General features: G+C 47.9%; 17 protein-coding genes. 16 read left to right on the forward strand and 1 reads right to left on the reverse strand.

Going from position 1 to position 13,099, the window contains the following annotated elements:
• Positions 1–236: 236 nt before the first annotated feature.
• The 7 genes from J2Z20_RS14910 to J2Z20_RS14940 all read left to right on the forward strand — a co-directional run bounded on the left by J2Z20_RS14910 (position 237) and on the right by J2Z20_RS14940 (position 5,290).
• Positions 237–1,217, forward strand: a complete 981-nt coding sequence (locus tag J2Z20_RS14910) for a tyrosine-type recombinase/integrase (RefSeq protein WP_209852046.1) — start codon at positions 237–239, stop codon at positions 1,215–1,217.
• Between the two features lie 170 nt (positions 1,218–1,387).
• A complete protein-coding gene (locus J2Z20_RS14915; protein WP_209852049.1) occupies positions 1,388–2,578 on the forward strand; it encodes a PDDEXK family nuclease in 1,191 nt (396 codons plus the stop codon).
• A 506-nt stretch (positions 2,579–3,084) separates the two neighbouring features.
• Positions 3,085–3,480, forward strand: a complete 396-nt coding sequence (locus J2Z20_RS14920) for a hypothetical protein (RefSeq protein ID WP_209852052.1) — start codon at positions 3,085–3,087, stop codon at positions 3,478–3,480.
• Positions 3,477–3,809, forward strand: a complete 333-nt coding sequence (locus J2Z20_RS14925; protein ID WP_209852055.1) for a hypothetical protein — start codon at positions 3,477–3,479, stop codon at positions 3,807–3,809. The genes J2Z20_RS14920 and J2Z20_RS14925 overlap by 4 nt, the downstream gene beginning before the upstream one ends.
• Positions 3,806–4,156 carry a hypothetical protein gene (locus J2Z20_RS14930; RefSeq protein ID WP_209852060.1) on the forward strand — a complete coding sequence of 117 codons (351 nt, stop codon included), beginning with the start codon at positions 3,806–3,808 and terminating at the stop codon, positions 4,154–4,156. Before J2Z20_RS14925 ends, J2Z20_RS14930 begins: the two co-directional genes overlap by 4 nt.
• A 19-nt stretch (positions 4,157–4,175) precedes the next feature.
• Complete coding sequence (locus J2Z20_RS14935; RefSeq protein WP_209852062.1) at positions 4,176–4,625, forward strand: hypothetical protein; 450 nt, start codon at positions 4,176–4,178, stop codon at positions 4,623–4,625.
• Positions 4,626–4,900: 275 nt separating this feature from the next.
• Positions 4,901–5,290, forward strand: coding sequence for a hypothetical protein (locus J2Z20_RS14940; RefSeq protein WP_209852065.1), 390 nt, complete (start codon positions 4,901–4,903; stop codon positions 5,288–5,290).
• Here J2Z20_RS14940 and J2Z20_RS14945 read toward each other — a convergent pair.
• Positions 5,274–5,486 (reverse strand): helix-turn-helix domain-containing protein, encoded by a 213-nt coding sequence (locus J2Z20_RS14945; RefSeq protein ID WP_209852068.1) that lies wholly within the window; start codon positions 5,484–5,486, stop codon positions 5,274–5,276. The genes J2Z20_RS14940 and J2Z20_RS14945 overlap by 17 nt on opposite strands.
• Positions 5,487–5,955: 469 nt before the next feature.
• Here J2Z20_RS14945 and J2Z20_RS14950 point away from each other — a divergent pair, with 469 nt between their 5' ends.
• From J2Z20_RS14950 to J2Z20_RS14990, 9 genes are all read left to right on the forward strand, one after another.
• Positions 5,956–6,717: a P-loop NTPase family protein gene (locus J2Z20_RS14950; RefSeq protein WP_209852264.1), complete on the forward strand. Its 762-nt coding sequence runs from the start codon at positions 5,956–5,958 to the stop codon at positions 6,715–6,717.
• Between the two features lie 2 nt (positions 6,718–6,719).
• Positions 6,720–8,063 (forward strand): DnaB-like helicase C-terminal domain-containing protein, encoded by a 1,344-nt coding sequence (locus tag J2Z20_RS14955; RefSeq protein ID WP_209852071.1) that lies wholly within the window; start codon positions 6,720–6,722, stop codon positions 8,061–8,063.
• A 49-nt stretch (positions 8,064–8,112) separates the two neighbouring features.
• A complete protein-coding gene (locus J2Z20_RS14960) occupies positions 8,113–8,271 on the forward strand; it encodes a hypothetical protein (protein ID WP_209852074.1) in 159 nt (52 codons plus the stop codon).
• Between the two features lie 95 nt (positions 8,272–8,366).
• Positions 8,367–9,338, forward strand: coding sequence for a toprim domain-containing protein (locus J2Z20_RS14965; protein WP_209852077.1), 972 nt, complete (start codon positions 8,367–8,369; stop codon positions 9,336–9,338).
• A gap of 116 nt (positions 9,339–9,454) precedes the next feature.
• Entirely contained in the window at positions 9,455–10,030 is a 576-nt protein-coding gene (locus tag J2Z20_RS14970) for a hypothetical protein (RefSeq protein ID WP_209852080.1), read from the forward strand.
• Between the two features lie 537 nt (positions 10,031–10,567).
• Entirely contained in the window at positions 10,568–11,356 is a 789-nt protein-coding gene (locus J2Z20_RS14975) for a hypothetical protein (protein ID WP_209852083.1), read from the forward strand.
• A 21-nt stretch (positions 11,357–11,377) separates the two neighbouring features.
• Positions 11,378–11,617 carry a hypothetical protein gene (locus tag J2Z20_RS14980; protein ID WP_209852086.1) on the forward strand — a complete coding sequence of 80 codons (240 nt, stop codon included), beginning with the start codon at positions 11,378–11,380 and terminating at the stop codon, positions 11,615–11,617.
• Positions 11,589–12,041 (forward strand): PDDEXK-like family protein, encoded by a 453-nt coding sequence (locus J2Z20_RS14985; protein WP_245252428.1) that lies wholly within the window; start codon positions 11,589–11,591, stop codon positions 12,039–12,041. Before J2Z20_RS14980 ends, J2Z20_RS14985 begins: the two co-directional genes overlap by 29 nt.
• Positions 12,042–12,064: 23 nt before the next feature.
• A complete protein-coding gene (locus J2Z20_RS14990; protein WP_209852092.1) occupies positions 12,065–13,018 on the forward strand; it encodes a hypothetical protein in 954 nt (317 codons plus the stop codon).
• The last annotated feature ends 81 nt before the right edge of the window (positions 13,019–13,099 follow it).

Consider the following 13,099-nt stretch of genomic DNA (forward strand, 5'->3'; position numbering starts at 1 on the left):
ATACTTGCGGTCGTGGCGGAATTGGCAGACGCGCACGGTTCAGGTGAACGTGAGCCTGTCCGATAGCCTAAGCGTTGATATTCCGCGGTTTTACGGTCGCCTAACGGTAGCCTATACGTACATTTTTACGGCAGACGTGTGGCGCGCAAAATCCGATCCTTCATACGAAATCCTTACCTCGCTACCGCGTTATTTTCGGTAAATTCCGAATATTACGCGTAGGGAGGTTTTTAATTTTGGCGGTAACAAAACGCACTAGACGTCCGAATACGATTAAAGCATACGTTGAAGACGGCGAAAGTAAATATCCGTTGGAGGCGTTAGACTTCGATACAGCAATCGCAACGTTTCTGCATAATTGCCGCGTCAAGAATCTAAGCGAATACTCCGTTAAATATTACGATAACTCGCTGAAAGAACTCGTTAAATTTCTAAATATCGTCGGCGTTGAGCGACCGATAGATGTAACGGAGGCTAATTTCAAGGAATGTATACTCGCGAAGAAGGAGTCCGGCGTTAAGGACTCAACTGTGAATACGAATTTGAAAGGATGGCGGACATTCTTCCGATATCTATACGAAGCCGGATACCTGTCCGCGAATCCTGCGGAACACGTAACGCTGATTAAAGCGGAGCGGCGGATTATTCCGGCGTTTTCGAAAGAGCAGATTAAGAAGCTGTTGTCGACTCCGGACTTAACGACGTTTACCGGATACCGCGATTACGTACTGTTATTGACGCTATTGGAAACGGGAATTCGCATATCCGAAGTAGAACGATTAAAGATAACGGATATCATATGGAAAGAGCGCATCATTAAAATATTCGGCAAGGGGCGGAAAGAACGTTATGTTCCGTTCCAGGTAACGTTAGAGAAGGAGCTTAAAAAGTATATTTCGGTTCGCGGACCGTTAGAACACGATTACCTGTTCGTTAATATCGATAATACGCCGATGAAGAAACGGACGATGCAGGAGAACATACAGAAAATCGGCATCGCTGCGAATATCAAAGGCGTGCGTGTGAGTCCGCATACTTTCCGTCATACGTTTGCGAAGTTTTATATTATGAACGGTGGCGACGCGTTCTCGCTACAGAAGATCCTCGGCCACACGACGGTGGAAATGGTACAAACGTACGTATCGCTGTTCGGAACGGATATCGCGAAACAGCACCGTAAATTTTCGCCACTCGAACGGTTAAATGATATTGAATAAATAATACGCGCATCTCTCCGGAGGTGTGCGTTTTTTTTTTGAGCCGATGTCCCAAAACGCGAAAGTTCTGTCCGTATATTTAGTGTACTCGAAAAAAGTTTATCGAAATTGGTGCGAAATCAATTCGGAGACTGTCGGTACTATTGAACGCGAAAATAGGAGGCGATAAGGTGGCGCGAGGGAAACGTGTCGAGATCGTTAAGAAAACGGTAGCTGGTCCGGATGGGACTCCGGTAGAGGTTGACGCGAAGGCGTGTACGAAATGCGGCGAGGTGAAGGCGCTGACGGAGTTTCACAAGGGGATCTCCGCGGGTGGTAGGAAGTCTCAATGCATGGGATGTGTACGTAGGCCCAAAGTAAATAGACTGACAAGAGCGTGGACGTCCGAGTCTTACAGGGAATATGTACGGATTCAGACCGAGGGAGAATACGTGTTTCTTGGAGAGTACAAAGGGGCTCGTAATAAGGCGCTACATATACACATTGATTGCGGAAGGGAGTGGATGGCTCGTCCTGGTAGTTTCTTAAGTGGTACGAGATGTCCTTATTGTCACAACAATTCTAAAACAAGAACCGACTATATAGAAAGAATTAGAAGTGTGGTCGGAGATGAGTATTCAGTTATGTCTCCTTACGTGCACGGCAATGTTCATATTGCTCACAGGCATAATAAGTGTGGACACATCTGGGATGTTACTCCCAACAGTATCCTTAACGGTTCAAGATGCCCTGCTTGTTACCACAAAAGTATAACGAGAACACATGAAGAGTATATACAAAAAGTGACATCGTTAGTTGGAAGTGAGTATTCAATAATTGGAACATACATCAATGGCCGAACAAAGGTGGAACACAGGCACAATGAGTGTGGCCATATTTGGAAAATAAGACCTGATAGCTTTATTACGGGGGCAAGATGTCCAAGGTGTTGTGAATCAAAGGGCGAACGAGAAGTGCGCAATTATTTAAATAAAAATTTCATCTCTTTCACTGAGCAGTTCCGTTTCGGTGATTGTAAAAACAAGTCCCCATTGCCTTTTGATTTCGCAGTTGAATGTAAATCATCATCAGAAGTTACAGTCCTAATTGAGTATGATGGAGAACAACACTTTCGCCCGGTAGACTTCGCAGGTCGCGGTGAAAAGTGGGCGGACCGCCAATTTCGCCAAACTCAACGCAACGACCGCATTAAAACGGATTACTGCCGCGCTAACGGCATCCCGTTAATACGGATCGACTACACGCAGTTCGATGAGATTGAGGCGATATTAACTCGTGAATTAACGAAGTACGGCGTTATATCAGGCGAAACAGGCAATCGCTTGACTGACGAAAATACTACGGAAAAGGTATCCGCATAACTTGCGTTTGCACTATTATACACTTACGAAAGTATAGCGTAAACAATCCGTTTCCAATTCCGTTAAATCAGCGTTCCTTAAATCTCACCGTAAAATCACCGTGAAATTAACGTTTAAATTGTCCGAGGGGCATAAACGTACCCCTCACGTACCAAACACGCTAATTTCACGTTGAAATCACGCTAATTTCACGGAGGTGATTCGAAGGTCGGCGGGCGGCGGCGCATCGGGACGGTTTTATCTTTATCTTTTCTTTCTTAACGCGCCACCAATATCTGTGTTATATATCTCGATTCGGTACGGTTTTTGTACCGGAGCGATACGAAGTTATGAACGTAGTGAATAACTGAGTAAAGATATTTAGATCTTTTAAAGACTTTAATATCTTTAAAAGATTTAATAAAATAACACATATTCGCCGAGTTGTCAACTATTATTTTTATCCGCGGTAAAATTGGAAATTAATCATTTGCACTATTTTACACATTATCGAAGGAGGACGCGGTATGAAGAAATCGGAATTGGAAACGGAACGCCTGCGACTACTCTCGCTCGCCAACGATCTAGCACGCGAACATTGGGACGTTGACTATACGGGAACTCTCGTCCTACGCGATTACGAGTGGCGTCATCAATGGGCGGCATTTGCGTGGAGTAACGACGGTATTAAGGTTGAAATCCGCATGTCCGCGCCAACTAATGTGAAACTCGGTCCGGAACTGACACGCGGTAATCTCCTGCACGAACTCGTACACTGGCGGCTGTGGTCGCAGGGTGTCCCGTGTGACGACCGTGACGAGACGTTCATAGCCGAGTGCCTACGCGTCGGGGCACCGCTATCCCACGACAGGTATGCGCAGAAGGCGTACGAAGAATATATGCGAAAGGTGGGCGCGGCATGAAACTAACGAAGTTTCCCGTAACGGCTCCGGACGGCGCTGAATACCGCGTAACGATTCGCGAAGTTGAGAGCGATATGTTCACCGATTATGTTACCGTCAAGTTACAGGAAAGACGTAAACGATTCGGTTACCGTACGATTTTCCAACGCGACTATTATGATGGTCACGGCGTATACAGCGCGACCGATCCGGACCTTATCGGCATTGCCACGCGAGTTGTTATAGGATACACCGCGATGATGGAAGAAAATTTACGTAGGTCCGAAGCTCGCCGCGCATTTACCGAATGGGACGGCCGCATCACATTAAACGAGGAGGTTACGCAATGAACGTTAAACTCACGCAAGACTACGCACTCACATCGAATGAATTGAACTTTATCGTACGCGAACGCTACATCGTTGACCCTACGCGAGCGCCCGGCTATAAAGCGCCCGAGGACGGCAGCATTCCGGAAACACGCGAAAAATGGCGCGATGCCGGTTATTACCCGTTAACGTCCGCAGGCCTCACCGCGCTAATCGATTCGGTGCGTATGCGAACGGTCGCGCGATCGGATGCGGCGAGCTTGGCGGAATTGCGCGACGTGGTACGGGCGGCAACTAACGAGATGGTCGCGGCGATTAACGGTGAGCTGACGCTTGAGTTTAAGGTGGCGCAACATTTGTATAATTAATAGTATAAGGGGTGAACGCATGACCGATTATCACCGTCATTTTACCGATGTTGACGCGCAGGAGTGTTGCACTACGCTCCGGACGGATGAGCGAAACGATAGATTGATAGATAGTTTAATAGTTGAAAGTTCGGATTATGTTATGGAAAGGAGCGGTTCGATTATACAAACTGATACTTCACGCTATGAAATACTGCAAGATATCGATAAAGCGTTAGAACGTATGGAAAGAAAGGGATATAGGGATACCGTTCATTATGAGAGGTTGAAGGCTAAAAGAGATGCAATTGCGAGTGGAAAACCATATTTCAAATATGATGTAGCTCCATTTTTGATTGCTTATGTAGGCTCTTGCATTCCTGAGTGTAACTCCAAAGATGTAGAGCGCAAGAATTTGATTAAGCCCCGTGGCGACAGGACAAAAGCGGTTGTTTCTACTGTCACAGAAATATCTAAGTATCACCATTAAGAAATGGCGGAGGTAATTCAATTTGAAAAATAATTATTACGCCTTCTGTAAAACGGAATGCCTGAAATATAAAAACTGCAAAGGCAAAGACGATTGCTCGGGTTGGGAAGGTAAGTCAGTTCCGATTTGGGCTTGCATAGAAACTGTTAATAAATTAACCAAAAGGGCTGCATGTGAAACGGATATGTAATTATGGGACTTGGTGAATGGTAATGGAAAAGTTTATAGGGAGAGGGATTAAGGCTTAACCTACCCATACCAGGAGGGATACAAAGATGACACGCGCTAAAATCACGGCCGAACAACGCGCCGACTGGCGTAACCTCGCGCTCGAACATTGGAACACCCGCACGATCCACGCGATGGTCGCCGATCTCAACGCGGAGAAATACGGCGTTGACAAGTACGTTCCTATGCGCGGGTGGACGTTTGAGCAGGCGTTAATCAAGCGGGCTCTCACCGAATATGGAGCGGAAAATTTACGCGAGACAATCGAGCGCGCATTCGCAGAGCACCGTGTTAGTCGCGAGTATCCGCAACTGACGGCCGGCTTTCTCATCGCGTATATGTTACCGCGGATTATGCCGCAAGTCTTGGCGGACAGGCAGCGCCGAGACCGGATGGCGGGCGGACCGAGTGATGACGAGATTATCGGTTATCTTTAACGAACTCGACTACGTCTTCAATGCGGCAGTCTAACGCTTCGCAAATGCGCGCGATAACTTCTAACGCGACCCATTCGTTTTTGTTCATTTTCGTAAACGTGTTCGGTGCGATACCGGTTGCTTCGCGGAGGGAGGCAAACGTCATATCGCGCTGGACTAACGTTATCTTTAATGGTTTATAGCTTGGAATTAGCATAGTTTATTCACTCCTTATGTCTTTCTAAATTATAGCATTCCCAACAATACGCAAACAATTCATAACTTCTTGAGATTATATGTTGACATCTCGCGATTATGAGTATAATATTGGAAATAAGAACAAGCGTCTACAAACGATTGACCATATATACCCTCTCTAATCTACGCCATATAATTCGGACAACCTCTTCGTCCGACCACACACCAAAACCTCCGCAAAATGTCACGGAAATGAGCGTACCACTTACGTCGATCCGATGATAAGCCTCGCCGACCCATTCGGCAGGCGCGTGAGGCTGTTTGTGTTTTATATTTAAAAAGGAGCTGACCGCACATGATGGTCGTTGATTTCACCGAATGTCCTCCACGTATGTTCTTGTTTCTCGCAGATATGGCGCAGGACAATCCGAAATTACAACTTATTTGGAAACGCAATTACGAGCGCATAATTAACGGAGGTGATCGACATAAGTCACGCTAATAACTGCATACTACGCGAACCGTGCAAACTCGCAAACTCCGAAACATGTAACCGGAGGTGTCCGTCATATATCACGTTACACGGTTACGACGGTAGAGGTGGTCGAATTGGGGCCGCAGGAGTTCCATCCGAATATCGGATGCTCACCGTTAAAAATTCGCCAGCTAGAGCGGAACAGGAACGCGCGTATAAAATAATCGATGCTTACGTCAGCACATTCGGACGGCAATTTGAAGACAACGCAGACGAGCCGGTTAAATCGCTATATCTTTACTCGGAAGCGCCAGGAACCGGTAAGACAACGACAGCCGCCGCGGTTCTTAACGAATATCTCATCGCACATTATATCGGATCGCTTAAGCGTAACCGGCAAGCGTTAGAACGTCCCGTATACTTTCTCGATGTGAACGCGTGGCAGACGGATTTTAACGCGTTTAACAGACCGCGTGTTCCCGAAGAAGTCGCAGCACCCGCGGGTGAACGTTATTACCGCGCACAACGAATCGCGATGAGCGTGCCGTTTTTGGTCGCCGACGATATTGGCGTTAGGGACGCGACAGATGCGTTCAGAGCGGATTTACACGCGATTATTAACGGACGAGTGACGGCGGGACTTCCGACCGTATTTACGTCAAACGTCCCACTTACCGAACTCGACCGCGTGTTCGACCCGAGACTATATGACCGTATTCGCGACTTATGCGTAACAATATTGTTCGAAGGCACGTCAAAAAGGGGGATGCGATAAAAATGTCCGTAGGGGAAACGCTGATCTCGAAGGTACTCGATACAAACGATGTCGCAGCGTTCAGCCGATTCGGGGTTGACCGTGAGCACTTTGCGACAGAATTGGAACGCGGAATATACGATTTCGTTCGTGAATATGCAGCTACGAACCGAGGGCAGGCGCCAAGTTATGCGGTCGTTACCGAACAATTTCCGGACTTCGTGTATATCCCGAACGTAACGGACTCATACGAGTACCTTGCGCGAAAATTAAAGGATACGGAAGGAAAACGGAGAATAGCAGAGTTTATGAACGTAGAAGTACCGAAACTATTCGATTCTTCCGATTCAGAAACGTTCATATCGACTTTGATAGGCGAACTAGAATCTATTAAAATGAGAACATCAGTTCGCAAAAACGTAGGAACGGACATTAAATATGCCGCAGCCGATTTCCTAGCGGAATTTGAAAGACGTCGCGATGGAAAGTCATTTAAAATATGGCCGAGTAAATTCCCATCTGTTAATAAAGCGATCGGAGGCGGCTACTTCTCCGGAAACGTATATTCGTGGTTCGGACGGTCGGGACGCGGTAAATCCGTGTTAACGATGGAGGACGCGCTAGAGGCCGCGTGTAACGGCGCTAACGTTCTCGTATGGGCGATGGAAATGTCTAAATACGAGTGGATGGCGCGAGCCTATACGTCATTATCAGCGCGTGATGGCATTGTCAAAGCGATGGTCGACGGCGTTGAACATGACGCAGGATTCGAAAATCGCGCGTTATTATCCGGCAGTCTATCGGAAGAGTTCGAAGAAGGATTACGCAAATTTGCGTCGGCACTTCCAGAGAATGTGGCAGGACGCATCATACTCCGCGCAGTTGACGATATTGACTTCCGCGAGAGAAGCCTGCGTCAATTAGAAGCGGACATTATCGAAACGAAGGCGGATGTCGTCGTAATCGATCCAATTTATTATATGGATTTCGAAGCGAACACGTCTCGAGTAGCTGGCGGTGACGTTGCGGCAACTTCCAAAGGATTACGTAGAATTGCCGGAGCCACTGGCGCGGTAATACACGTTATCACACAGGCGGAAGAGAATCCGAATGAGAAGGCAGACGATGGGGCGCGCGAGTTGAAACCGCCGAAACGTGCGGATCTCAAAAAGAGTAAAGCAATTCTCGAAGACTCTGCGCTCGTTATCGCGATTGATACGTTAGTGCAGGAAGGACGCGGAATTATCGAACTCGGAAAAGGACGTAATGGCGGCGAGGATACGCGCGTCGAGATTATATACTTACCAAACTTTGGTATCATACGCGAAATCGAACCAAACGCAGATCAATTCGAATCGATTTTCTAATCTGAGGCGGCCTTTGGTATAATTTTCTAAAGAGGAGGTGGTGGCGTATATGTTAGGTTTTAAGATTGTATGCAACAGTTGCGGAAAGGAAACACTTTTTATTCCTGGCGACCAGCCTAAAGAAAAGCCTATCGTCATTCAAACGGAAAAGGATTACCTGGCACTTTCCTGCGGATGCGGGAACATGGCAGGGGATAAAACGGGATAAGAAAGGTGCGGTAATACGTAGTTCGACTATATAGTGACATAACAAATAAAATGGGTATTCCACCATATAACCCGAATAAAAGGAGGTTCCCCTAAATGCAGATAGACGTACGCGAAGAACTGGAACAATTCGAATGGACGCGCGCAACTTGGACGGATGACCGTTTAACCGCAGCCTCTCCGTTCCGTTACGATTCGCACCCGTCATTCTACGTTTACCTAACAAATACGTCTACCGCAAACGCCGGCAATTGGGGCGACCCAGGCGCGACCGACGCTGAATATCAACGCGGCGGCATCGTTAAGCTACTCGCATTCTTGCGGAACGAAACCACGGCGGAAACGCTCGACTATCTGCGGTCGAAGTACGGCAATACCGGTGATAATGCGGAAGAGGAGCCAAAGTTAAGGCCGCTTAATTTAACGCTTGCTGAGCCGTATCGACCGTTAGATATACGGATGCTGGACGCGTACAATTTCCGCCATCCGTACTTAACCGAGCGCGGCATTACGGAGCCTGTTCAAAGGTTGATGCGCATCGGATATGACCGCGATAGAAAAGCGGTAGTCATTCCGTGGTTCAATCCGAATGGAACGCTCGGCGCGATTAAATTCCGTAAAGTAGGCGAAAAAACGTTTTGGTACGCGAAAGGTGGACGTCCGATCCGCGAAATGGTGTACGGACTTGACGTGATATACCGCAAACGAATCCGCCGAGCTGCGATAGTCGAATCGGAAACGGACGCGATGACGCTAATGTCCGCGGGGATTCCTGCGATCGCGACTGGCGGTGCGAAATCGTTCAACGCGATTAAACGCGATATGATACTGCGGTCGCCTATCGAAGAGTTAATCGTAATACGCGATAACGATGCGGCGGGGCGTGCGTGGCGGAATCGAGTTGTTGGCGAATTGGTTGGAAGAATTAGGGTACAAATTGTGTTAATTCCGCTGTTGCATAAAGATGTAAACGAGCTTATGCTAGGATTAGGCATTGATGCTCTAAAAGCAAAAGTAAATAGGTCTAGGGACATAAACGGTTTTGCGCGACTACGTACAGTTTGTTGACAATGCGGCTGGACGAGCACTTCGAAGCAGCTTGTAAAAAATAATTTGGTATATGTCCCAATTTTTAAAAAGCTTGTCCGTATATATGTATAACGAATAAAAGGAGATGATGATCTTTGGAAGAACAACAACTGAATATGATGGCCCAAAAAGCACAAATGGGTGACGCGGAAGCATTGTGGGGTATAAAGGCACACTTCCAACCGCACATACACCGATTATCTGAGATCAGCCGAAATCAAATCAGTAGTCAATGTGACTTCGAGGAAGACTGTTTCAAACGGATTGACGAGGCTGTGAAAATCTTCGACATAGAAAAAGGAAGATTCAGAGCTCTAGTTGAGGCAAAGTTGCGGGAAAGGTTAAACAGGTGGAAGAAGAGAAACATAACTAAAACAAGAAACTTTACTTCCGTACCAATTATATCTAAAGATGGAGAATGTTCCATAGATGTTAAAGACGATCGGGCAATTATTGAAGATAATATACTTGTAAATGAAGAAATCGCCTCCTTGGCGGGAGGCGACCTACGGAACTTGGCGATTTTAAAATCTTGGACATATACGGGTAACAGCGATACCGCTACCGCTACTTTGTTGGCGCAAAGTTACGGAGGAAATGCGGAGTCGCACCGTAGATATATCACCAGATTCAAATCGCAGTGTCAAACCACGTTGTTAAGTGCAGTTTGAGGAAAGCGGCAGTCGGTTCACTATCCGAGTTAGCGACTGCCTTTTACGGATATAGGAATAAACCTTCAGGCATGAAGTTTATTCACTATTCCAACAGTAATTATATCATATATGGCAAGTCGTTTTAGTTAAAATAACCAAAATATTACCAGTTGCATACATCCGACATTTCAAATTATATGCTTTTACGTTGCCTATTGTCAACATCAAATTATAACCAACTACTAATTATTATAACCGGAGGTGGCCATCATTAAACGTCCATACACGAATATTTTACGCAAGCCCACGCAGATAGTTTCAAAAAATTCACGCATTATTGACGCGCAGTATAGCGGAAGGTTCGAGGAATACGAAGACCCTGCGGATTATTTCACGAAGCCGATCGCGATTGGGGTACGCATCGCTTAAGCTTCCTATTCTACGCCGGCCGTGCGGCATCTCCCGAAAAGGTGCCGCGTTGCGGACGCAGAAATACGAGTCCGAGCGCCTGGCGGAGCGCAATATCCGACTATACCGATAAAGGAACGTGATTAAATGTCAATGTTCACAAAAGTAGGCGCAGCGGCTGCGGCAGCAACTAACGGAGATGATGGCGGTAAGGATAGCCCTATCGTGTCATTTAAATCCGGCAGCACGTACAAGGTCGGCGTCAGGTCAATTAATGATGTCGCGGAATACTTCGGTTATGGCATCTACGGCAAGGTCAACACGTTTGTGCCGAAATCTCCGGCAGTGCGTAACGCGAAAGGGTCCATACAGTCCGGCCACGGCGTATGGGACCGTGCATCCGACCTGCTATACGCTGACGCCAAAGTAGCAGAGGAGTCCGGTGCGAGCGAGGCTGACGTTAAGCCGACGAAAGATATGGCGTACTTGCTGCGTGGCAAAAAACGCTACCTGCGCGCCTTCTACGATTTGACGACAGGGCAGGACATTGTCATCGATTTGTCGCCGAACCAAGAAAAGGTTATCAAGGGCGCGATCGAAGAGAATATCGATGACCTCGACGCTATCGCTTTTAAACTCTCGAAGAAGGGAACGGGGCAAGGCGCCGTCGTATCGCTCAACGCTATCGTTAAAATGGAGCGTGATTTGACGGATGAGGAACGCGCCAACTTCGCCAAACTCGGTGATGAGCCGTTCGATCTCGCGGATTTCGAAACGTGCTTGTACGTTGCGGACGAAGATGAGCAGGTGAAGAATCTCGTAATCGCCGGATTCGATATCGCTCGTCTTGGACTGTCTATCGGAGCAAGTGCGCAAGTTCCGGCACCTTCTAACGATGACGCGCCGCCTATTCCTGACGAAGACCTACCGTTCTAATTAACGAAAGGAGGCGCGCCCATGAACGCGAATAACGCGCAAAACTACCGCAGCGACCGGCGGATTTCCGTCGGCATGACGGTAGACAACGTAAGGGAATTGCCGAAAGCAAGCGCGCAACTTAAACGCTTCTTAACGGAAATTGACGTCGACCACGGACCGTTCGATTTAAACATCGTCGTGTCCGTCGGTGGCTACGATTTCCCAACGATTGAGATCGTGGCGGCCGATGTTGTCGCTACGGAAGAGGAGGGCGATTGATACGGCACACGTCAGCGAAATTACAGGTAAGTATTCGGAGCTAATCGCAAGGGCGGCGCTACTGGCGAACGGATGGACGGTGCATCGTGCGGAAACGGACGAGTCGTACGATATACTCGCGACTGACCCCGTAAGCGGCGACCACGTTAAGGTTCAGGTGAAAACGATTAGGCAGCGCGAAGACCGCGGGGGCGACCTCGTAGTCTACGCGAAAAAAGGTAACGGAACGGCGTACGATCGAGCCGACGCTGACTATATCGTTGGCGTATGGGCGGCAGATGGCGAAGTACCGCGCGTGTATATGTTCGAGAATCGCCTGTTAACGGAGTATTGGTGCGCAGAAGCACGCGCAGCCGAGCGGTGGGTCGAGTTACCGATTGCGTTTAACCGCGCGTTGTTTACGGAGTTACCGGAAGTTGCGTAATAAACCGAAAAGGAGACGATAGAATGGCGAAATTAAACGTAATAATACCGTCGGCTGACGTAGAGGTAATTGGCGCGGACGGTGAGCGTACGAAATATCGAAAGGTTGAGCGGAAGGCGAAGGCGGGGGATATCGTTAAGGCGCTTAAGTCGTCAATCGACATTGACAAGGGCGCGTTTTACGGCCCTCTGTACGTGAAATATGGCCTAGGTTTCGATGATAACGTAGGCGACTCTCGCGGTGGACAAATCAGTAACTACGCGAGTGATTACGAAGTCTACGAAAAAGTATCGGAAACAACGTCTAAATACCGCGAGGTCAAGCGTCACGCCAAAGTTGGCGAGCGGATTAAGATTGTGGACGCACGCGGTAACTTCGATTACGAAGACGGTGACGAGTTTACGGTAACTTCCGTAATCGGTACAAACGGGGGCGTTATGTTCATTGACCGCGCAGGGGAAGAAAACTGGGCAGCTGCGTCCGAATACGTAGTCCTCGAACCGGTTGAACGTTTGAAAGTCGGGGAGTATGCGAAGAAAGTATCCGATGCTGGCGCCGAATCAGTAGGAACTATCTTGAAGATCACGAAGAACGATCGAATTTCGGACTTTGGTTTCATTTACGCCACGGAAGATCTAAACGGACAGCGCGGTGATATCTACGCATTAGACCAACTTATCCGCGCAACCGACGAGGAAGTCGCGGCGGCCAAAGAGGAAGCGCGTTGGGCGAGCATTGGTCGGAAGGTGAACGAGTTTAAGCGAGGCGACTTGGTTGGCATTATCGCGAATACGAATAGCAGCGTTAATGGAGTCGGCGATATCGGAGAGGTTACGTATATCGGAAGTAAGAATATACGTGTAGATGCTGGCAAAGGAGACCGCAATAACTGGTCGATCCCTTCGGAAGTGAAACTCATCGTACCGGTCGAACAACGATTCGATCTTCCGAAAGGAGGCGCATCCTCATCGAAATAAACCTTTCGCTTAATCGTCCGGACGACAACGCAGCAAGAGACGCGGTCAAATCGGCGGCAAAGCGGAAGAGTGCGGCGGGCA

Origin of the sequence: Paenibacillus sediminis (genome assembly GCF_017873765.1) — a bacterium.
Lineage (GTDB): Bacteria > Bacillota > Bacilli > Paenibacillales > Paenibacillaceae > Paenibacillus_AG > Paenibacillus_AG sediminis.